20 protein-coding genes are annotated in these 20,273 nt (G+C 67.4%); 10 read left to right on the forward strand and 10 right to left on the reverse strand.

Translation table 11 applies throughout. The features are described from left to right. Positions 1–109 precede the first annotated feature (109 nt). On the forward strand, positions 110–1,126 hold the full coding sequence (locus ACZYSP_RS32895) for a 1-aminocyclopropane-1-carboxylate deaminase (protein WP_093055400.1): 1,017 nt from the start codon (positions 110–112) through the stop codon (positions 1,124–1,126). Positions 1,127–1,132: 6 nt separating this feature from the next. Here the strand turns inward: ACZYSP_RS32895 and pyk are convergent, their stop codons facing one another. From pyk to ACZYSP_RS32910, 3 genes are all read right to left on the reverse strand, one after another. Beyond that, positions 1,133–2,581 (reverse strand): pyruvate kinase, encoded by a 1,449-nt coding sequence (pyk, locus tag ACZYSP_RS32900; protein ID WP_093055398.1) that lies wholly within the window; start codon positions 2,579–2,581, stop codon positions 1,133–1,135. A gap of 89 nt (positions 2,582–2,670) precedes the next feature. Further along, entirely contained in the window at positions 2,671–3,864 is a 1,194-nt protein-coding gene (locus ACZYSP_RS32905) for a phosphoglycerate kinase (RefSeq protein ID WP_093076192.1), read from the reverse strand. Positions 3,865–3,955: 91 nt separating this feature from the next. Further along, positions 3,956–4,861, reverse strand: coding sequence for a LysR family transcriptional regulator (locus ACZYSP_RS32910; RefSeq protein ID WP_097197679.1), 906 nt, complete (start codon positions 4,859–4,861; stop codon positions 3,956–3,958). A gap of 91 nt (positions 4,862–4,952) precedes the next feature. On the opposite strand from ACZYSP_RS32910, the gene ACZYSP_RS32915 reads away from it, so the two are divergent. Genes ACZYSP_RS32915 through ACZYSP_RS32940 form a run of 6 tightly spaced genes read left to right on the forward strand, consistent with a single transcriptional unit; the run spans position 4,953 to position 10,443 of the window. Beyond that, positions 4,953–5,495 carry a VOC family protein gene (locus ACZYSP_RS32915; RefSeq protein WP_093055393.1) on the forward strand — a complete coding sequence of 181 codons (543 nt, stop codon included), beginning with the start codon at positions 4,953–4,955 and terminating at the stop codon, positions 5,493–5,495. Next, the gene (locus tag ACZYSP_RS32920) at positions 5,488–6,609 is read left to right on the forward strand and encodes an alpha/beta hydrolase family protein (RefSeq protein ID WP_093076196.1); all 1,122 of its coding nucleotides are present in this window, start codon (positions 5,488–5,490) and stop codon (positions 6,607–6,609) included. The genes ACZYSP_RS32915 and ACZYSP_RS32920 overlap by 8 nt, the downstream gene beginning before the upstream one ends. A gap of 7 nt (positions 6,610–6,616) precedes the next feature. Further along, the gene (locus ACZYSP_RS32925) at positions 6,617–8,266 is read left to right on the forward strand and encodes an FAD-dependent oxidoreductase (RefSeq protein ID WP_489018768.1); all 1,650 of its coding nucleotides are present in this window, start codon (positions 6,617–6,619) and stop codon (positions 8,264–8,266) included. Beyond that, positions 8,263–8,466 carry a DUF2783 domain-containing protein gene (locus ACZYSP_RS32930; RefSeq protein WP_097197677.1) on the forward strand — a complete coding sequence of 68 codons (204 nt, stop codon included), beginning with the start codon at positions 8,263–8,265 and terminating at the stop codon, positions 8,464–8,466. The genes ACZYSP_RS32925 and ACZYSP_RS32930 overlap by 4 nt, the downstream gene beginning before the upstream one ends. Next, positions 8,463–9,428 (forward strand): MBL fold metallo-hydrolase, encoded by a 966-nt coding sequence (locus ACZYSP_RS32935; RefSeq protein ID WP_489018770.1) that lies wholly within the window; start codon positions 8,463–8,465, stop codon positions 9,426–9,428. Before ACZYSP_RS32930 ends, ACZYSP_RS32935 begins: the two co-directional genes overlap by 4 nt. A gap of 40 nt (positions 9,429–9,468) precedes the next feature. Then, a complete protein-coding gene (locus ACZYSP_RS32940) occupies positions 9,469–10,443 on the forward strand; it encodes a Bug family tripartite tricarboxylate transporter substrate binding protein (protein ID WP_093076202.1) in 975 nt (324 codons plus the stop codon). Between the two features lie 106 nt (positions 10,444–10,549). On the opposite strand, the gene ACZYSP_RS32945 is transcribed toward ACZYSP_RS32940, so the two are convergent. The 5 genes from ACZYSP_RS32945 to def are packed head-to-tail and all read right to left on the reverse strand — an operon-like array spanning position 10,550 to position 13,626. Further along, positions 10,550–10,861, reverse strand: a complete 312-nt coding sequence (locus ACZYSP_RS32945) for an AzlD domain-containing protein (protein ID WP_093055509.1) — start codon at positions 10,859–10,861, stop codon at positions 10,550–10,552. A gap of 32 nt (positions 10,862–10,893) precedes the next feature. Next, positions 10,894–11,634, reverse strand: coding sequence for an AzlC family ABC transporter permease (locus tag ACZYSP_RS32950; protein ID WP_093055381.1), 741 nt, complete (start codon positions 11,632–11,634; stop codon positions 10,894–10,896). After that, on the reverse strand, positions 11,634–12,593 hold the full coding sequence (fmt, locus tag ACZYSP_RS32955; protein ID WP_489018773.1) for a methionyl-tRNA formyltransferase: 960 nt from the start codon (positions 12,591–12,593) through the stop codon (positions 11,634–11,636). The genes ACZYSP_RS32950 and fmt overlap by 1 nt, the downstream gene beginning before the upstream one ends. Further along, entirely contained in the window at positions 12,590–13,102 is a 513-nt protein-coding gene (locus ACZYSP_RS32960; protein WP_093055377.1) for a hypothetical protein, read from the reverse strand. The genes fmt and ACZYSP_RS32960 overlap by 4 nt, the downstream gene beginning before the upstream one ends. A gap of 5 nt (positions 13,103–13,107) precedes the next feature. Beyond that, positions 13,108–13,626, reverse strand: coding sequence for a peptide deformylase (gene def / locus ACZYSP_RS32965; RefSeq protein ID WP_093055375.1), 519 nt, complete (start codon positions 13,624–13,626; stop codon positions 13,108–13,110). Between the two features lie 159 nt (positions 13,627–13,785). Between def and ACZYSP_RS32970 the strand changes: the two genes are divergently transcribed. The 3 genes from ACZYSP_RS32970 to ACZYSP_RS32980 are packed head-to-tail and all read left to right on the forward strand — an operon-like array spanning position 13,786 to position 16,729. Continuing rightward, positions 13,786–15,003 carry a LysM peptidoglycan-binding domain-containing protein gene (locus ACZYSP_RS32970; protein ID WP_093055373.1) on the forward strand — a complete coding sequence of 406 codons (1,218 nt, stop codon included), beginning with the start codon at positions 13,786–13,788 and terminating at the stop codon, positions 15,001–15,003. Between the two features lie 33 nt (positions 15,004–15,036). Next, positions 15,037–16,176 (forward strand): DNA-processing protein DprA, encoded by a 1,140-nt coding sequence (gene dprA, locus ACZYSP_RS32975; RefSeq protein WP_489018775.1) that lies wholly within the window; start codon positions 15,037–15,039, stop codon positions 16,174–16,176. Between the two features lie 34 nt (positions 16,177–16,210). After that, positions 16,211–16,729 carry a Smg family protein gene (locus ACZYSP_RS32980; protein ID WP_093055369.1) on the forward strand — a complete coding sequence of 173 codons (519 nt, stop codon included), beginning with the start codon at positions 16,211–16,213 and terminating at the stop codon, positions 16,727–16,729. A 13-nt stretch (positions 16,730–16,742) separates the two neighbouring features. Here ACZYSP_RS32980 and ACZYSP_RS32985 read toward each other — a convergent pair whose 3' ends face one another. After that, positions 16,743–19,148 carry a DUF1631 family protein gene (locus ACZYSP_RS32985; protein WP_489018778.1) on the reverse strand — a complete coding sequence of 802 codons (2,406 nt, stop codon included), beginning with the start codon at positions 19,146–19,148 and terminating at the stop codon, positions 16,743–16,745. A 157-nt stretch (positions 19,149–19,305) separates the two neighbouring features. Further along, the gene (gene secF / locus ACZYSP_RS32990; RefSeq protein ID WP_093055365.1) at positions 19,306–20,259 is read right to left on the reverse strand and encodes a protein translocase subunit SecF; all 954 of its coding nucleotides are present in this window, start codon (positions 20,257–20,259) and stop codon (positions 19,306–19,308) included. Positions 20,260–20,273 lie beyond the last annotated feature (14 nt).

Raw genomic sequence — 20,273 nt, forward strand, 5'->3', positions numbered from 1 at the left:
GATCTGGCCATAGTGCCTTTTTTTCTCTAGAGAATCCACAAAACTTCGCAAGCACGTTGCGTTCGCTTCTTTCTACGATCTAAGGCTTCAACTCCCTGGAGCCGCTCCCATGAATCTGAAGAAGTTTCCCCGCTACGCCCTGACCTTCGGCCCCACGCCGATCCACCCGCTGAAGCGGCTGAGCGCGCACCTCGGCGGCAAGGTCGATCTGTACGCCAAGCGCGAGGACTGCAACAGCGGCCTGGCCTTCGGCGGCAACAAGACGCGCAAGCTCGAATACCTGATCCCCGAGGCGCTCGAGGGCGGCTACGACACGCTGGTGTCCATCGGCGGCATCCAGTCGAACCAGACGCGGCAGGTGGCCGCAGTGGCCGCGCACCTCGGGCTGAAGTGCGTGCTGGTGCAGGAGAACTGGGTCAACTACTCCGACGCGGTGTACGACCGGGTCGGCAACATCGAGATGTCACGCATCATGGGCGCCGACGTGCGGCTGGACGCGGCAGGCTTCGACATCGGCATCCGCAAGAGCTGGGAAGACGCGATGGAGAGCGTGCGCAAGGCAGGCGGCAAGCCGTTTCCGATTCCGGCGGGCTGCTCGGAGCATCCGCGCGGCGGGCTCGGCTTCGTCGCCTTTGCCGAAGAAGTGCGCCAGCAGGAGGCCGAGTTGGGCTTCAAGTTCGACTACATCGTGGTCTGCGCGGTCACCGGCAGCACGCAGGCCGGCATGGTGGTGGGCTTCGCGGCCGACGGCCGGGCCGACCGCGTGATCGGCATCGACGCCTCGGCCAAGCCGCAGCAGACCTTCGACCAGATCCTGCGCATCGCGAAGAACACGGCCGAGCTGGTGGAGCTGGGCCGCGACATCACCGAGAAAGACGTGGTGCTCGACCGCCGCTTCGGCGGCCCCGAGTACGGGCTGCCGAACGACGGCACGCTGGAAGCCATTCGCCTGTGCGCGCGCTTCGAGGGCATGCTGACCGACCCCGTGTACGAGGGCAAGTCGATGCACGGGATGATCGAGAAGGTGCGGCTGGGGGAATTCCCGGCCGGCTCGAAGGTGCTGTATGCGCACCTGGGCGGGGTGCCCGCGCTGAACGCCTACAGCTTCCTGTTCCGCAACGGTTGAGCCGACTCAGCTCGCGCGGCAGATCTTGAGCATGTTGGTGCCGCCAGGGGCACCCATCGGCTCGCCGCAGGTAATGGCGTAGACGTCGCCGCTCTGCACGATGCCGCGCTTCTTCAGGTGGTTTTCGGCCTGCTGCAGCGCGGTGTCGCGGTCGCTTTCCGAATCCATCAGCAGCGGACGCACGTTGCGATACAGCGCCAGCTTGCGCTGCGTGGCCAGCCGCGAGGTCAGCGCGTACATGGGAATGTGCGCGCGGTGGCGGCTCATCCACAGGATGGTGGAGCCCGACTCGGTCAGCGCCACGATGGCCTTGGCGCCCAGGTGGTGGGCAGTGAACAGCGCGCCCATGGCGATCGACTGGTCGATGCGGCTGTAGGTCTTGCCGCTGAAATCGGCGTCGAGCGTCTTGTCTTCGGCAGCTTCGGCGGCTTCGCAGATGCGGCTCATCTCCTGCACGGTCTCGAGCGGGTAGCGGCCCGAGGCGGTCTCGGCCGAGAGCATCACGGCGTCGGTGCCGTCGAGCACGGCGTTGGCCACGTCGCTCACTTCGGCGCGCGTGGGCACGGGGTTGGTGATCATCGACTCCATCATCTGGGTCGCGGTGATCACCACCTTGTCCATGTCGCGCGCCATGCGGATCATTTTTTTCTGCAGCGCCGGCACGGCCGCATTGCCCACCTCGACCGCGAGATCGCCGCGCGCAACCATGATGCCGTCGCTGGCGCGCAGGATTTCTTCCAGCTTCGGGATGGCTTCAGCGCGTTCGATCTTGGCGATCATGCCGGGCTTGTGGCCGTACTCGGCCGCGGCCACGTTGCACAGCTGGCGCGCCATTTCCATGTCGGTGGCGTTCTTCGGGAAGCTCACGGCCACGTAGTCGGCCTGGAAGCTCATCGCGGTCTTGATGTCTTCCATGTCCTTGGCAGTCAACGCGGGCGCCGTGAGGCCACCACCCTGCTTGTTGATGCCCTTGTTGTTCGACAGCTCGCCGCCCAGCTTGACGGTGGTGTGCACGGCCTCGCCCTTGACGGCGTCGACGGTCAGCACGATGAGGCCGTCGTTCAGCAGCAGCCTGTCGCCAGGCTTCACATCGCGCGGGAGGTCTTTGTAGTCGAGGCCCACGGCATCGGCGTCGCCGAGTTCGGTGCGCGAGGCGTCGAGCACGAACTTGGCGCCCGGCTCCAGCCAGACCTTGCCCTGCGCGAACTTGCCGACGCGGATCTTGGGGCCCTGCAGGTCGGCCATGATGGCCACTTCGCGGCCGGCCTTGCGGGCGGCTTCGCGCACCATGGCGGCGCGGTCGATGTGGTCTTGCGCGGTGCCGTGGCTGAAGTTCAGCCGCACCACGCTGACCTTGGCCTGGATCATCTTTTCCAGCAATTCGGGGGTGCTGGACGCCGGACCGAGCGTGGCAACGATCTTGGTGGCGTGGCGGGGGATGCGGTCCGTGCTCATGAGGGTAGTCTCCGTTTTGTATTCGCTACTGTATACACTTTGTGTGTCGGACGGAAGTCACCCATGGGTTTTCCCGCGCAGGGCCTTGCTCAACCGGCCGCGCGCTTCGACAGGATCTCGAAGGCCGGCAGGGTCTTGCCTTCCAGCACTTCCAGGAAGGCGCCGCCGCCGGTCGAGATGTAGCCGACCCGCTTTTCGATGCCGTACTTGGCGATGGCCGCCAGCGTGTCGCCGCCGCCGGCGATAGAGAAGGCGCTGCTGTCGGCAATAGCTTGCGCGATGGCCTTGGTGCCATTGGCGAAGGCGTCGAACTCGAACACGCCCACCGGGCCGTTCCAGACGATGGTGCCGGCTTCGCGCAGCTGCGCGGCCAGGATCGCGGCCGTCTTCGGGCCGATGTCGAGGATCAGGTCGTCGTCGGCCACATCGCTTGCGTCCTTGACGGTGGCGGCCGCATCGGCCGCGAAGGTCTTGGCCGTGACCACGTCCACCGGAATCGGCACGTCGGCGCCGCGCGCGCGCATGGCGTCGATCACCGCCTTGGCCTGGTCGACCAGGTCGGGCTCGGCCAGCGACTTGCCGATCTTCAGGCCGGCCGCCAACATGAAGGTGTTGGCGATGCCGCCACCCACGATCAGCTGGTCGACGTTGGCCGACAGGCTCTTGAGGATGGTGAGCTTGGTGCTGACCTTGGAGCCGGCCACGATGGCCACCAGCGGCCGCTTGGGTTGCGCCAGCGCCTTGGTGATGGCGTCGATCTCGGCCGCCAGCAACGGGCCGGCCGCGGCGATCTTCGCGAACTGCGCGATGCCGTAGGTGGTGGCCTCGGCGCGGTGGGCGGTGCCGAAGGCGTCGTTCACGTAGATGTCAGTGAGGGCGGCCAGCTTCTTGGCCAGTGCCTCGTCGTTCTTCTTCTCGCCCTTGTTGACGCGGCAGTTCTCGAGCAGCACGATCTGGCCGGGCTTGACGTCGACGCCGTCGACCCAGTTGGCGACCAGCGGCACTTCGCGACCGAGCAGTTCGCCCAGGCGCTTGGCGACGGGGGCAAGCGAGTCTTCGGGTTTGAACTCGCCTTCGGTCGGGCGGCCCAGGTGCGACGTGACCATCACTGCTGCACCAGCGTCGAGCGCCAGCTGGATGCAAGGCACCGAGGCGCGCACGCGCGTGTCTTCGGTGATGTTGCCTGCGTCGTCCTGCGGCACGTTGAGGTCGGCACGGATGAAGACGCGCTGGCCGGCGGCTTTGCCCTGTGCGCAGAGGTCGGTGAATCGAATGACGTTCATGGATCTGGAGGAGGTGGAAGACGGGTCGGCCTGCATTGTAGGTTTGGCCCCACTGCCGCTCTACGCGCCTGTTGCAGCGCTCCGATGCTTTTCAGCCCTTTTGCTGCGCCTTGGCGAAGCTTTCGAGAACGCCGACAAAGCTCGCGGCGGCCGGCGACAGCGAGCGCCGCGCCGCGCTGTAGACGCACACCTCGCGGTGAAAGTCGGGCGATTCGAGCCGCACCATCTGCAGGCCGTGGGCGCGCACCAGCGGCGCGGAATAGGTCGGGCACACCGTGAGCCCCAGCCCCGAGGCCACCATGCCGAGGGCGGTGGTCATGTACGACACCTCCTGCGTGGCGGGGCGCAACATGTAGTCGCGCTCTGCCGGGGCCAGCTCGGGCAGCACGCGCTGGCGAAAATCGCGCGTGGGGGCGATGAAGGTGTACGGCTCGAGCTCGTGCCAGCGAACCTTGCGGCGGTTGGCAAAGGCATGGCCGGGCGGGCAGATCAGCCAGTGCCGGTCGCGCAGCAGCGTGCGGCGCTCGATGGCGCTGTCGACGGCCACATCCTGCCCCACGGCCAACTCCACGTCGCCGGCCGTCACCCCTGCGAGCAGGTTCTCGGGCAGCGTGTCGGTCAGGCGCACATCCACGTCGGGGTACTGCTCGCGGTAGAGCGCGATCACGCGCGGCATCAACGTGCAGGCCATGAGCTGCGGCGCCGCAAGCCGTAGCAAGCCTTTCTTCTTGTCACGCAAATCCGTGACGCCGGCCACCGCGCTCGTCAGGTCGCCAAGCAGGCGATGCACCGACGGCAAGAACTCGCGCCCCGCCTCCGACAGCTGCACGCTGCGGGTGTTGCGGTCGAGCAGCTGCACACCCATCTCTCGCTCCAACTCACGCACCAGCACGCTGAGCGCCGACTGCGTGAGGTGCAGCTGCTGCGCCGCCGCGGTGAAGCTGCCGGTTTCGGCCACGGCGGCGAAGGCGCGCAACTGGCGCAGGGTGAGATTCATATATACGGTTATTTCATCAATCGATGAATTAATTTCGATTGCATCATAAGACGCGGCATCGCCCAATAACGGCTCACTGGAGACACGAGCCATGCCGATCCCCCCACCCGTGCGCGGGCTGCACCACTTCGCCTGGCGCTGCCGCGACAGCGAGGAAACCCGCCGCTTCTACGAAGACCTGCTGGGCCTGCCGCTGGCCCACGTCATCAAGAGCGACCACGTGCCGAGCACGGGCGAGTACTGCCCCTACGTGCACATCTTTTTCCAGATGCGCGACGGCTCGTACATCGCCTTCTTCGACCTGGGCGACGACATCGCCGCACTGCCCTCGCCCAACACGCCCTCGTGGGTGAACCACATCGCGCTGCGCGTCGATTCGGTGGCCGACCTGCTGGCGGCCAAGGCGCGGCTCGAAGGCGCGGGCGTCGAGGTACTGGGCGTGACCGACCACCACATCATCGAATCGATCTACTTCTTCGACCCCAACGGCATTCGCGTGGAGCTGACCACGCCGACCGTGCCGCAAGCGGAGATGGACGCGCACGCGCTGCGCGCTCGCGCCGACCTCGATGCGTGGACCGCGCGCAAGGCCGAACTTCGTGCGACAGCAGCAAAGGGTGCGCCGAATGTCTGAGCTGCAACTCGCCGTCATCGACGTGAAGCCCGGCGCGGCGATGGAAAGCCAGTCGGGCCTGCAGATGCTGCGCCCGCGCATCTACGGCGCCTTCCGCGCGCCGCAAGGCCCGAAAAAGGTCGCCGCCATCGTGATGCACCCGACCAGCAACTTCATGGGCCACTACCTGATCGGCCCGCTGGCCGAGCGCGGCATCTGCTGCATGGGGCTCAACTCGCGCTTCGTGGGCAACGACACGGTGCTGCTGATGGAGCGTGCCATTCAAGACCTGGGCGCCGGCGTGCAGTACCTGCGCGCTGCCGGCTACGAAAAGGTGTTTCTCGTCGGCAACTCGGGCGGCGCGGCGCTCGCGAGCTTCTACCAGGCGCAGGCCGAGAAGCTCACGGCCACGCACCTGCCCGACGGTGACCCCACGCACCTGCACCCGAGCGACCTTCCGCCCGTGGACGGCATCGCGCTGTGCGCCGCGCACCTGGGCCGCACGCGGCTGATGCGCGACTGGATCGACCCGTCCGTCACCGACGAGCACGACCCGCTCTCGGTGAACCCCGAACTCGACATGTACGACCCGCGCCACCGCGTGCCCTACGACAGCGACTTTCTCGCGCGCTTCAGCGCTGCGCAGAAGGCGCGGCTGGACCGCATCGAGCAATGGGCCATCGACCGGCTTGCCTTGTTGCGCAACACGCCGGGCGCGCCGCGCGACCAGACCTTCATCGTCTATCGCACGCATGCCGATCCGCGCTGCGTGGACCTGTCGCTCGACCCCAACGACCGCCTTCCGGGCAGCGTGTGGGGCGACGCCCGGCAGGTGAACTACTCGGCCAATGCGATGGGGCGTACCACCTCGCTGACGGCGTTTCTCTCGCAATGGTCGTCGCGCTCGCAGGCCGACGGGCCGACAAACCTTGCGCGCACCACGGTGCCGAAGCTGCTGCTGACCTACACGGGCGACCAGTCGACCTTTCCGAGCACGCGCGATGCGTGGATGGCAGCGGACGAGTCGCGCATCCGAAACGTCGACATCGTCGGCGGCAACCACTACCTCGCGGGGCAGCCGGAGCTGATCCCCAAGGCGGCGGACGCCATCGCCGAGTTCGCGCACGCGCTGTAGAAGAGACATGGAAAACTTTGCTTTCGCGCCGGCCTACGAACTGCCGGTCTGGCCCTTCACGCCACCGCCCGAACTGGGCAGCACGAAGCCCGTGCGCCACCCCATCGTGATCGTCGGTGCCGGCCCCTCGGGCCTCACGCTGGCCTGCGACCTCGCGCAACGCGGCGTGCGCGCCGTGCTGCTCGACGAAGACGACACCGTCGGCGTGCGCGGCGCCTCGTCGCGCGGTATCTGCTATGCGCAGAAGAGCCTGGAGATCTTCGAACGCCTGGGCATCTACGAACGCATCGCGGCCAAGGGCATCACCTGGTCCTTCGGGCGCACCTTCTCGGGCGAGCAGGAGGTCTACAACTTCAACCTGCAGGCCAACAGCGTCTCGAGGCAGCCGCCCTTCATCAACCTGCAGCAGTTCTACGTCGAGTGGTTCCTCGTCGAGCGCATCCTCGAACTCGGGCTGACCGACCTGCGCTGGAAGAGCCGCGTGACGCGCGTCGAGCAACTGGCCGATGGCGTGCGCCTGGACATCGAAACGCCCGCCGGCAGCTACACCATCGAGGCGGACCGGCTGATCGACGCGACGGGCGCCAACAGCCCGATCCGCACGCAGCTCGGCATCGAGGCGCACGCGTCGCGCAGCACCGACCGCTGGTGCATCAGCGACGTGCGCTTCAGGAAGCCGCTGCCGACCGAGCGCTGGACCTGGGTCGATGCGCCCTTCAACGAAGGCCGCGGCGTGTGGCAGCACCTGATGGCCGACGGCGTGTGGCGCATCGACTACCAGATGCCCGAAGACTGCGACACGGCCTATATCAGCCAGCCCGAAGTGGCGGGCGCGCGGTTGCGCGAGCAACTCGGGTCGGACGTGGAGTTCGAGTTCGTGTGGATCGGGCCGTACGGCTACCGTGACCACCTGCTCGACAGCTTCCGGCATGGCCGCGTGTTCTTGATCGGCGATGCGGCGCATGTGGTGAGTCCGTTCGGCGCGCGCGGGGGCAACAGCGGCATCCAGGATGCGGCGAACCTGGGCTGGAAGCTCGCGCTGGTCGCGCAGGGCAAGGCCGGCGACACCCTGCTCGACAGCTACGACGCCGAGCGCCAACCCGCCGCGCAGCAGAACCTGCAGGTGACGAGCCGATCGGCACGCTTCCTGGCGCCGCGCTCGCCGGCCGAGCACACGCTGCGCCGCGCCGTGGTGGCGCTGGCGGCCCGCCATCCGTTTGCGCGGGCGCTGGTGAACACCGGGCGCATGTCGGTCGCCAACGACTACCCGGCCGCGCCGCAACTGCCCGAGGGTGCGCGCTCGGTGCAGAACCTGCCGCTGCGCTGGGCCGATGGCCGCGAGACGACGCTGATGCAGCTGCTGTCCGAGGGAACGCACTGCATCGGCCTCTGGTTCGCGCCGACCCGCGAGCAGGCGAAGGCGGCCCTCGATGCCACGGCGTCGCTGCCGCTGCGCCTGCTGGCCGTGGGAGGAGACAGCGGCCTGCCCACGCTGCAGGCCGACGACAGGCTCGCGAGCCACCTCGGCATCGGCGATGCGGGCAGCTTTGCTCTCGTGCGGCCCGACGCCTATCGCGCCGCCGTGCTGGCGAATGCCACGCCGGAAATCATCGCCTCCGCCTTGCGCACCGCGCTGGGCCACGACAGCAACCCATGATCACCGAGCCCCGCATTCCCGACCCCGATGGCTTCTACGCGGCCCTGCTCGCCGCGCACGAAGGCCGCACCGACGCGCAGAGCGCCGACCTCAACGCCCGCCTCGTGCTGCTGCTGGCCAACCAGTGCGCCGACCAGCGCGTGCTGCTCGCCTGCATCCGCGCAGCCGCCGAAGACACCACGACAACAACCGCCCCATGACCACTTCCGTCTCTTTCGCCTCTGCTTCCGACACCCGCGAGCAGAAGCCGCAACTGCGCGAGCTCGCGCCCGACGTCTACGGCTACATCAGCGACTTCGATCCCAACTGCGGCTTCGTCGTCGGCGACGAGCAGGTGGTGCTGATCGACACGCGCCCCACGCCGCGCATGGCGCGCGACTTTCTCGCGGCCATTCGCACGGTGACCGACAAGCCCATTCGCACCATCGTGCTCACGCACTACCACGCAGTGCGCGTGATGGGCGCAAGCGCCTTCGACGAAGTGAAGGACATCATCGCGAGCAACGGCACGCTCTACTGGATCCGCACGCGCGGCCAGGCCGATTTCGATTCGGAGGTCGGCCGCTTTCCGCGCCTGTTCGCCGGCGTCGAGGAGATTCCTGGCCTGACTCTTCCGACGAAGGTCTTCGAGCGCGAGATGACGCTGCAGCTCGGCGGTGGCCGTGAAGTGCATCTGAAGGCGCTGGGCCGCGGTCACTCGGGCGGCGACACGGTCGCATGGCTGCCCGACTGCGGCGTGCTGTTCTCGGGCGACGTGGTGGAGAACCGCTGCGGCGTGTACGCGGGCGACGCCTACATCGGCGACTGGGCCGGCACGCTCGACGCGGTGGCGGCGCTGAAGCCGCGCATGCTGGTGCCCGGGCGCGGCGCGGTGCTGCAGGACGAAGCCGCATGCGCCGAGGCCATCGGCCTGACCAAGGCATTTCTCTCGACACTGCTCGACAGCGTGAAGGCCGGCATCGCCGCGGGCGACACGCTCAAGGGCTGCTTTGCGCGCGCCGAAGCGGCGATGACGCCGCGCTTCGGCGACTGGCCCGTGTTCCAGCACGTGCTGCCCTTCGACGTCTCGCGCGCGTACGACGAACTGCGCGGCATCGAGCACCCCGTGGTGTGGACCGCGGAGCGTGACCGCGAGCTCTGGCAGACGCTGCGCGGCGAATGACCTGAACCGATTTCAAAACAAGCAACGGAGACAAGAGACGATGAAGCGATTCCTTCTGCCCCTGCTGAGTGCAGCCCTCACGCTGGCCAGCAGCCTTGCATCGGCGCAGCCGGCCGCCTACCCCAGCCAGCCCGTCAAATGGATCGTGCCCTACGTGGCCGGCGGCGGCACCGACAACCTGGCTCGCACGCTCGCCGAGGCGATGCAGCCTTCGCTCGGGCAGCCGCTCATCATCGACAACCGGCCCGGCGCGTCCACCAACATCGGCGTGTCCGTGATGATGCAGGCCAAGCCTGACGGCTACACGATCATGCAGGCCGAGAACGCGGCGCTGCTCTTCAACGAGCACATGTTCGCCAAGCTGCCGTACAAGCCTGCAAGCGACTTCACCTACATCGGCACCATCGGCCGCTTTCCGGTGGCGCTGGTGGTGCACCCCGACTTTCCCGCGAAGAACGTGGCCGAGTTCGTGCGCTACGTGAAGGCCAACCCCGACAAGGTGAGCTACGCCTCGCCCGGCAACGGCTCGCCGCACCACATGGCGATGGAGCTCTTCAAGCAGAAGGCCGGCCTGACGATCACGCACGTGCCGTACAAGGGCGCCGCGCCCGCCATGACCGACGTGATGGGCGGCCAGGTGCCGACGATGATGCTGGACCTGGCCTCGGGCCTGCCGATCATCAGGTCGGGCAAGGTGCGGGTGCTGGCCATTGCGCTGCCGCAGCGGGCGAGCGCCCTGCCCGAGGTGCCGACCTTCGTCGAGGCCGGTTTCAGCGACGTCAACGCCTACGCCTTCCACGGCCTGATCGGCCCGGCCGGCATGCCGCCCGAAACGGTGGCGCGGCTCAACGGCGAACTGCACAAGGCGATGAAGGCGCCGAAGGTGGTGAAGCTGTTCGCGGACTTCGGCTTCGAGGCGCTGCCCGGAACACCGCAGGATTTCTACAAGCTGTCTCGCGCCGAGAGCGAGCGCTGGGGAAAGATCATTGCGGCCGCTGGCGTGAAGCTGGATTGACGAGCCACGAGCCCCCGGGCTTTTCACTTCGCTTCGCTGCGTGTAACTCCACCCCCCCAAGGGGGAGGCGCGGCCCGCCTTGGGGCGGCCCGGCGGCGGCCGCCCGTTACCAGCCCAGGCCGAGGTGCAGCGGCAGGTACACCGCCATGCCGGCCAGCATCGTGCCGAGCACGCCACGCCGCCAGTAGAAATACGCCGCGCCGACGACCGCCGCATACAGGCGGGCGTCGTGCAGCGTGGTGATGAGGTGGCCCTGCGTCATGACGATCTCGGGCGCAATCACGCCTGCGAGCGCGGCTGCCGGCGCATAGTGCAGCGCACGGTGCGCCCACTCGGGCAGGCCCCAGGGCCGGTCGAGGATGAAGAAGAAGCAGCGCGTGAGCACGGTGACGAGCGCCAGCCCGACGATCACGCCCATGGTCCACCAGTCGGTGGTCGCGCTCGCGCCGCTCACTTGTCGTCCTCCGCCGTGGGGTCGAGGCCGAACTGCTTTTCGAGCCAGAAGCACAGCAGCACGGCCACGCCGATGGCGACCACGATGTTGAGCTTCAGCGGCAGCGAGTAAGCCGCAACGGCAGTGGCGCCGGCAATCAGCGCGGCCAGCACGCGCAGGCGCGTCGTTGCCATCGAGCAGACGATGGCCACCAGGCTCAGCACGCCAGCAAAGCTCAGGCCCCAAGTCTGCGGAATGAAGTTGGCCAGCGCCACGCCCAGCAGGCTCATGCCCATCCAGGCGCCCCAGGTCACGAAGTAATTGCCGGTGAGGTAGGCCTCTTGCGACTCCTGCTCGGCGATGGTAAGCGGCGGCTTCGGGTACTTCTTCGTGAAGAGCGCGTAGCTCATGTCCGCCGTGAGGTAGCCGTGCGTCATGCGGCGCCAGCGCGGCATGTGCATGAGGTAGGGCCGCAGGTGCAGGCTGAACACCACGAAGCGCAGGTTGACGCAGAAGCCCGTCGCCAGGATCACCCAGGCGGGGGCGCCCGCGAACAGCAGCGGAATCGCCGCCAGCTGCGAGCTGCCCGCGTACACAAGCAGCGTCATCGCCAGCGCCTCGACCGTGCTCATGTTCGACTTGACCATGGCCACGCCGGTCATGAGCCCCCACGCGCCGATGCCCATCGCCACCGGGGACATGTCGCGCATGCCGACGCGGAATTCAGGGCGGCTGCGGATGCTTTTCGAGAGAAACATCAGCCGAACACCTGCCCGGGCTTCAGGTCGAAGCCGCGCAGGAAATCGGCCACGGGCAGGCGCTTGCCGCCCGGACGCTGGAGTTCGGTGACGTTCACGACCGAGTCGGCTGCCGCGACGGCCACGCCGGCATCGCTGACGGCCAGGATCGTGCCCGGCGCGGCGGACGCCTCGGGCGAGCCTGCAGAGTGGGCGGCCCAGAGCTTGACGGTCTCGCCGTCGAGCGGGCTGTTGGCCCCCGGGAACGGGTCGAAGGCGCGAATGCGGCGCACGATGGCGTCGGCCGGCTGGGCCCAGTCGATCAGCGCTTCGTGCTTCTCGACCTTGTTGGCGTAGGTGACGCCTTCGGCGGGCTGCGGCGTGCGAGTGAGCGTGCCGATGCGCGACAGCGCCTCGACGATCATCTTTCCGCCCAGATCGGCCAGGCGGTCGTGCAGGCGCGCGGTGTTGTCGTCGCTGCCGATGTCGACGGCCTCGCGCAGCAGCATGTCGCCGGTGTCGAGGCCGGCGTCCATCTGCATGATGGTGATGCCGGTCTGGGCGTCGCCCGCCTCGATGGCGCGGTGGATGGGCGCAGCGCCGCGCCAGCGCGGCAGCAGGCTGGCGTGGATGTTGAGGCAGCCGTGCGCCGGCAGGTCGAGCACCCACTGGGGCAGGATCAGGCCATAGGCCGCGACCACCATCACGTCGGGCCTGGCGGCCAGCAGGGTGTCGCGTGCAGCCGAAGCCTCGTCGGGGTACTTGCCGTCCAGTCGCAGGCTGCGCGGCTGGGCCACGGGCCAGTTGTTGGCAACAGCACATTGCTTGACGGGGGAGGCCTGCAGCTTCATGCCGCGGCCGGCGGGGCGGTCGGGCTGGCTCATCACCAGCACGATGTCATGGCCGGCGGCGGCAATGGCTTCGAGGGCGACGCGCGCGAACTCGGGCGTGCCCGCAAAAACGACTCTGAGACGGCTCAATCCCGGATCCGATCGAAATCGAGATCGTCCCCCGTGTGATAGCGCCGGACCACGCCGGTCGGATCGATGTAGATGTACAGCATGCGGCGCTCGTTCACGGCCTTGTAGCGCCAAGTCCAGACCGCGCCGTCGAAAGAGCTGACACGGGTGATTTCATAGGGACGGCCATAGAAGGCCATCACGTCGTTCTGGCGCCACTGGTTGACCTTGATGTCGTAGCCGAAGCGCGCTTCGCTGAGCACCTGCGTCACCGAAACGACCTTGCCCGAGGCGTCGACGTCGATGTCGGTGACTTCAAAGCCGGCCGGCATGCGCGAGTACTGCAGCCGCTCGCCACCACCAGTGAGCGGGTAGCGACCGGTGGGGGCGCCCAGGCGCTGCAGGGTGTCGGCGGCGGTGGCACCGGGTTGCACGCGCGTGGGTTCGTTGGCGCAGCCGGCAATGAGCCCCAGCCCGGCGACCGCGAAGACCCCCAGTGCCGCAAGGGAGCCGAAGCGCCGTGCCGCCATGGCGTTCAAGCCCGTTCCCGCATGTCTTCGCGCTGTTGCTTCAGCAGCTTGCTCTTGATGCGGTTGCGCTTCAGGGGGGAGAGGTATTCGACGAACACCTTGCCCAGCAGGTGGTCGAGTTCGTGCTGGATACACACGGCCAGCAGACCGTCGGCCTCGATGCTGCGCGATTCGCCGTTCTCGTCGAGCGCCTGCACCTTGACCGAGGTCGAGCGCATCACACCGTCGTAGATGCCGGGCACCGAGAGGCAGCCTTCTTCATTCAGCACCTTTTCGTCGCTGGCCCATGTGATTTCGGGGTTGATCAGCACGATCGGCTGGTTACGCTCCTCGGACACGTCGATGACGACGAGGCGCTCGTGCACGTCGACCTGGGTCGCTGCCAGGCCGATGCCGTTGGCGTCGTACATGGTTTCCAGCATGTCGGCGACCAGGGTCTTGATGCGTGCGTCGACGCCTTGCACCGGCTTGGCCACGGTGTGCAGGCGTTTGTCCGGGTAACTCAGAATGATTCGTTTGGCCATGAAATCGGGGGAAAGTTGTGGCTATTTTCGCCAATTCCGCGACGTGACGCGCCATCTGGCCCCGAAAACGTTGCCCTCCCAAGGGGTTCAGCGCAGAATTCGTAGCAAATTGTGAGATTCGTATGCGCAGCGATACGTCGCGCGCTCACCCATCCAGACATGAAAAAGCTCAGACTCACCGACCGCCAGCGCCCCTCCCTCCTTGCCACGCTGACAGCCCTGGCGGTGATCGGCAGTTGCGGCGCCACGACAGCCTGGGCTCAAAACTACCCCGTCACGCCGCAACAACGCGCCACCGCCCAGCAGACTGCCCAGGCCGGCGTTCCGCTGAACGAACTGTCGCCCAAGGCGCCCGACGAATACACCGTCAAGTCAGGCGACACGCTCTGGGCCATCTCCCGCCTCTACCTGCTGCACCCCTGGCGCTGGCCGGAGCTGTGGGGCATGAACATCAATGAAATCGCCAACCCGCACCGGATCTATCCGGGCCAGGTGCTCTACCTGGACAAGAGCGGTGGCCGCGCCCGCCTGACCACCCGCCGCGGCGGCTTCAGCGGCGACGGCGGAACCATCAAGCTGTCACCTCGCACCCGTTTCGACTCGCTGGCCGGCATGGCACTGCCCACGCTCAACCCGAGCATCATCGAGCCCTTCCTCAGCGAACCCATCGTGGTCGACGCCGGCACGCTGGAAAGCGCCCCGCGCATCGTTGCGGGCAACGACAGCCGCGTGCTGCTGTCGCGCGGCGACCGGGCCTATGCCCGCGGCAACGCCGAATCGCCGCTGGTCGAGGTGCCGGGCCCGGTGCAGAACTTCCGCATCTTCCGCAACGCCACGCCGCTGAAGGACCCGGGCACGGGCGAAATCCTCGGCTACGAGGCGCAGTACCTGGGCAAGGCCCGGCTGCAGCGCGGCGAGTCGACCACCGTCGAAACGGTGGAAGACAAGGACGTCATCACCGTGGTGCCGGCCAGCATCGACATCATCGCGTCGCGCGAGGAAATGCGCGCCGGCGACCGCCTGCTGCCCGAGCCGCCGCGCCAGTTGCTGAGCTACGTGCCGCGCGCACCGTCGACGCAGGTCGACGGCCGCATCATCTCGGTCTATGGCAACGCGGTGCAGTTCGCGGCGCAGAACCAGGTGGTGGCCATCAACAAGGGCACGCGCGACGGCATCGACAACGGCCACGTGCTGGCCATCCTGAAGAACGGCGAGACCATCCTCGACCGCACCGGCGCCCGCAAGGAAACCATCAAGCTGCCGAACGAACGCATCGGCCTGCTGATGGTGTTCCGCACCTTCGAGAAGGTTTCGTACGCGCTGGTGCTCGAAATCAACGACACTCCGCGCGCCGGCGACTTCCTCGTCAATCCCTGACCTGCGACTCCGGCTTTCCTTCTCGACACTCGTTTGGAACGCGCAGAACTCGCAGGCTGGCTGCGACTTTCACTGACGCCCGGCATCGGTGACGGTGCCGCGCGCCGTTTGCTCGCGGCCTTTGGCCTGCCCGAGGGCGTCTTCGCGCAGCCGCATGCCGCGCTGCGCGAGGTCGTCTCTTATGCGCAGGCCGAGGCGCTGCTGCAACCGCCCGTGGGCTTGCAGACACAGATCGACCAGACCTGGCAGTGGCTCCACACGACCGACAACGGTGTCTCGCGCCGCGTCGTGACGCTGGGCGATGCCAGCTACCCGACCTCGCTGCTCGAGATGGCCGACCCGCCGTTGATGCTCTACGTGGTCGGCGCCGCCGGCTTCGACCTCACGCAACTGGGTCACAGCATTGCCGTGGTGGGCAGCCGCAATCCAACGCCGCAGGGCGCGACCAATGCGCGCAGCTTCGCGCGGGCGCTGGGCGAGGCGGGCTTGCCCGTGGTCTCAGGACTGGCGCTGGGCGTCGACGGTGCGGCGCACCAGGGCGCGCTCGATGCGGCCGGCGACGCCCCGCGGCTCGCGACTGTGGCCGTGGTGGGCACCGGGCTCGACCGCGTCTACCCCGCGCGGCACCGCGACCTGGCGCACCGCATCACGCTGCAGGGGCTGATCGTGAGCGAGCTGCCGCTGGGCACGCCGCCCCTCACGCAGAATTTTCCGAAGCGCAACCGGCTCATCGCCGGGCTGGCGCGCGGCACGCTGGTGGTCGAGGCGGCGCTGCAATCGGGCTCGCTGATCACCGCGCGGCTCACTTCGGAGCAGGGCAAGGAAGTGTTCGCCATTCCGGGCTCGATCCATTCGCCGCAATCGCGCGGCTGCCATGCGCTGATCCGCCAGGGCGCGAAGCTGGTGGAGTCGGTGAGCGACATCCTCGAAGAACTTCCGCCCCTCGGGGCACCAGCTGCGGCCGCGCCCTCTGCCGGCAACGGGCACCCGGCCGCCACCACCGAAGACCCGCTGCTGGAGGCCCTCGGCTTCGACCCCGTCAGCCTCGACGCACTGAGCGCGCGCACCGGATGGAGTGCGGCCGCGCTGCAGGCGAAGATGCTCGAACTCGAGCTGGAAGGCCATATCTCACGCCTGCCGGGCGGACTCTTCCAGCGAGCGGCTTCCACCTAGTCTGGATTGCACGAACGTCGGCTATATTGGGCTCATGTTCGAAGTGCTTGTTTTTGTGTACGAAAACTATTGGCGCGGCGATGCCTGCCCAGAGCCGGAGCAACTGGGCCGCAAGCTCAGTGCACACGGCTTCGAGGCAGAAGAAATCCGCGAGGCCCTTCACTGGCTCGACGGCCTCAGCCTTGCAACCCAAGGCATGCAGATCGAACGCAGCGCCAACGACGAGGCCAGCGCCACGGTCATTCTTCGGGGCACACCCGAAGCGGCAATGCCCCAATCTGACGACGCGATGCGCGTCTATTCGCAGGCCGAGCAGGAGCACCTTGGCGCCGAATGCCTCGGCTTCATCCGCTTTCTCGAATCATCGAACGTGCTGCCCTGCGGCCTGCGCGAGATCGTCGTCGAGCGCGCAATGGCGGCGCCCGGCGACCCGGTGGCGCTCGACGAGCTGAAGATCATCGTGTTGATGGTGCACTGGAGCACCGGCATCGAGCCCGATGCGCTGGTGCTCGACGAACTGTGCGAAAGCCGCGAAGGCCGCACGGCACACTGACCAAGGCTCGCCGCTAGTTCAGCAGCCGCTCCGGGTTGGCATCCAGCTTCGCCAGCGCTTCGCGCGTGGCGCGTACCGTGAGCGTTTCTTCTTCCGCCGGCACCAGCAGGCCCGCCTGCAGGTAGGTTGCGAGCCGGCCGGCTTGAATGAGGAAGCTGCGCCCGTCCGACGTCGCGAACAGATGCAGTTGCTTGCGCTCGCTGCGCCAGACGAACTGCACCTGGCTCACGCGGTCGTTATGGTCGAGCATGAACCAGTTGCCCACCTGCAGCTCGTGCGCCCAGGCAATCATGTCCTCGGGCACCCTGGCGCCGGCGGCGTCCGGAATGACTTCGATCGACGCTGCATCCACGCCCAGCAGCAGTTCGATGCTGTGGGCATCGAGCGGCAGGTCGGCGGTGCCGCCCACGTCGCTCACGAAGTCTTCCAGGTGCGCCAGCCGCTCGGCCATTGCCTCGATCTTGGCCTGCGGAATCGCCTCGGTCTTCGACAGGAAGGCGTCGGACAGCGTGGCGCCGATGGTCTTGATGTGGGCTTCCTGCGGCTCGTCAACGATGCCCAGCAGCGCCATGCCCTGGCGCAGGCGCTGCAGCAGCTGCGGCAGGTCCTGGATGACGCGGGCGCGGTCGGTGCGGTTGGGCTTGGCGCTCGCGGCCCAGACCAGTTCGGAAGCCACGCGCTTGAGCATGACGGTCTGCTCGCCCTGCGCGCCGTAGCGCAGCGCGGCAATGGCCAGCACCTCAGCCCAGATCTTGAAGAGAAACTCGCGGATCTCGTCGCGCACCGGCATGTCGTTGAGCATCTTGCGCAACTCGATGGTGTACTGGATCGCCATCGTTTCCTTCTGCTCGACCTGCTGCGCCACGCTCATCACGCGCTGCGTGGTGTCGCTCTGCGTCAGGTAGCGGTTGAGGAAGGCGACGAATTCGTCGAACACCAGCTTGAACACGCGCTGGCCGGTTTCGGGGTATTGCTCGATCACCTGCACCACGCGGCGGATCTCGCCTTCGAGCGCGCTGCCGGTGATGGCTGCCGCGTCGAAGCCCATGACGCACGAGCCCATGCGGTCGATCAGCATGCGGGCGGGGTGCTGCAGGGTGCCGAAGAACTCGGGCTCGGCAATGGCCACGCGCAGCACGGGCATCTGCAGGCGCGCGAACCACACGCGCGCCGAAAACGGAATTCGCTCCTCGGCAAGGATGGCCTGGAACATCAGCGCCACGATCTCGACCGTGGCCTTGTCGGCCGTGGTGGGCGCGCGTTTCTTGAGCTCGGTGCTGCGCCGGCGCAGGTCGACCGCCGTCTGCTGGATCAGCGTGGCCTGTTCGGCCGCGCCGTCCATGTACTGCGTGGCAGCCATCCGGTAGGCGACCTCGGCGTCGGCGATGGCACCGGCGAAGGTCCTGGAGAACACGCGGGGCGCCGCAATGCCGCCGCCCTGGCCCGGTTGGCCGCTGCCACCCGTGGCGCGCCCTTCCGCGCCTGCAGTCTGGAACTGTGCGGCGGAGCCGCCCGCCTCGCCGCCGATGCGCGCCGTCACGAAGCGCTTGAGGCTCAGCAGCGCGGTCTGCGCTCGCTGCCGCGCAATCGACAGCGGCGAGCCGCCGGTGGTCGACGCGGGCGCCGCGGCCACGGTCGACGGCACGGATGCCTGCTGTCCTCCGAATCCATAACCAGGCCGCTGCGCGCTGTGGGGTCCGCCAGAGGACATGCCGCTGTCCACCGGCGCGGCGCCCGATCCACCACCGCCGCCACCGCCGCCGCCCGCACTGCCAGTGCGACGGACGAAGCTCTTGAGGTCGATCTCCTGCATCACGCCGTTGGCGATCAGATAGGCATTGGCACTCTCGTAGGCCTTGACGACCACTTCGACCAGACCCTGCTGCACCGTGTCCTGCACGCGGGTCCAGAGCCCGCGGCTCAGGCCGACCGCCAGCCATTGCTCGACCAGCAGCTTGGCCAGCGTCTCGGGCTTGAGCACGTCCTTGGCGTCGAGTTCGGTGGTGCCTTCCAAGTGCTGGATGCGCAGGCGCAGGTCGCTGAGTTCGAAGCTGGCCTTGTCGTGGATCAGCTGCGCGAGGCGCGAGGAGAGGATGTTGCTTTCCACCACTTCGTCGCCGATCAGCTCGAGCCGCAGCGCCGAAGGCAGCGTCGACGGACTGCCGGAGCTGGCGCCCAGCGCCTTGCGCCAGCCGGTCTGCGAGAGCGTCACCCACTGCGTAGCCTGTCCCTGGAAGGCGACGAAGTCGTCGCGGTTTTCCTGCATGGCGCGGGCGGTGCCGGCCTCGGAGGACAGCGACGTCAGCCGGTCCCGGATCGCGCGGGCCAGCGGCGCAATGGCGCCTTCCGTGGCCAATACGAAACGCTCACGCGTCTCGCGTGCGAGCTGCAGGGAAGAGGCGGACCGCGCAATGCTCATTGAAAAGTCGGAAAGGCCTGGGTGATCGATTCATCGGCAACAACCGCGAGCTTGCATCGGGAAGCGCTACCGCACAAGTGCGAAGAGTACCCGGCGTTGCCTGCGGACCGCGGTAGCAGCATTGCCGCCACCGCTTTGTTGAACCCCGAAGTATCCGTCAGACCACGGCGCCGGCGTTCGGGTCGTCTTCGGACTCGCCGTCGCGCTTGGCCGGGCCGCCCTTGATCAGGTCTTCGCGCTTCACGCCGAGCCACATGGCGATTGCCGCCGCCACGAAGGCCGACGAGTAGATGCCGAAGCAGATGCCGATGGTCAGCGCCAGCGCAAAGTAGTGCAGGGTCGGGCCGCCGAAGAAGAACATCGACAGCACCACCAGCTGGGTGGAGCCGTGGGTGATGATGGTCCGGCTGATGGTCGAGGTGATCGCGTTGTCGATGATCTCGGTGGTCGACATCTTCCGGTAGCGGCGGAAGTTCTCGCGGATCCGGTCGAAGATCACGACCGACTCGTTCACCGAATACCCCAGCACCGCCAGCACCGCCGCCAGCACCGCCAGCGAGAACTCCCACTGGAAGAAGGCGAAGAAGCCCAGGATGATCACCACGTCGTGCAGGTTGGCCAGCACGGTAGCCAGCGCAAACTTCCATTCGAAGCGGAACGCCAGGTAGATCATGATGCCGACGACCACCATGGCCAGGGCCTTCAGGCCGTTGGTGGTGAGCTCGTCGCCGACCTGCGGGCCGACGAATTCGTTGCTGCGCAGTTCCACCGTCGGCTCGGCCGCCTTCAGCGCGGTCATCACCTCGGCGCTCTGCTGGGCGGAAGTTGCCCCCTTCTTCACGGGCAGGCGGATCTGCACCGACTTGCCGAAGCTCTGCACCTGCACTTCGGTGTAGCCCAGCGTGCCGACGATTTCGCGGACCTTGCCGACGTCGGCCGACTGCGTGTAGGCGACTTCCATCACCGTGCCGCCGGTGAACTCCACCGACAGGTGCAGCCCGCGGTGGAGCAGGAAGAACACCGCCAGCGCGAAGGTGACGAAGGAAACGATGTTCAGCACCAGCGCGTGGCGCATGAACGGGATGGTCTTGTGGATGCGGAAGAATTCCATGACTGTCTCTTCTG

The sequence above is a fragment of the Variovorax sp. F042 genome (assembly GCF_057814215.1).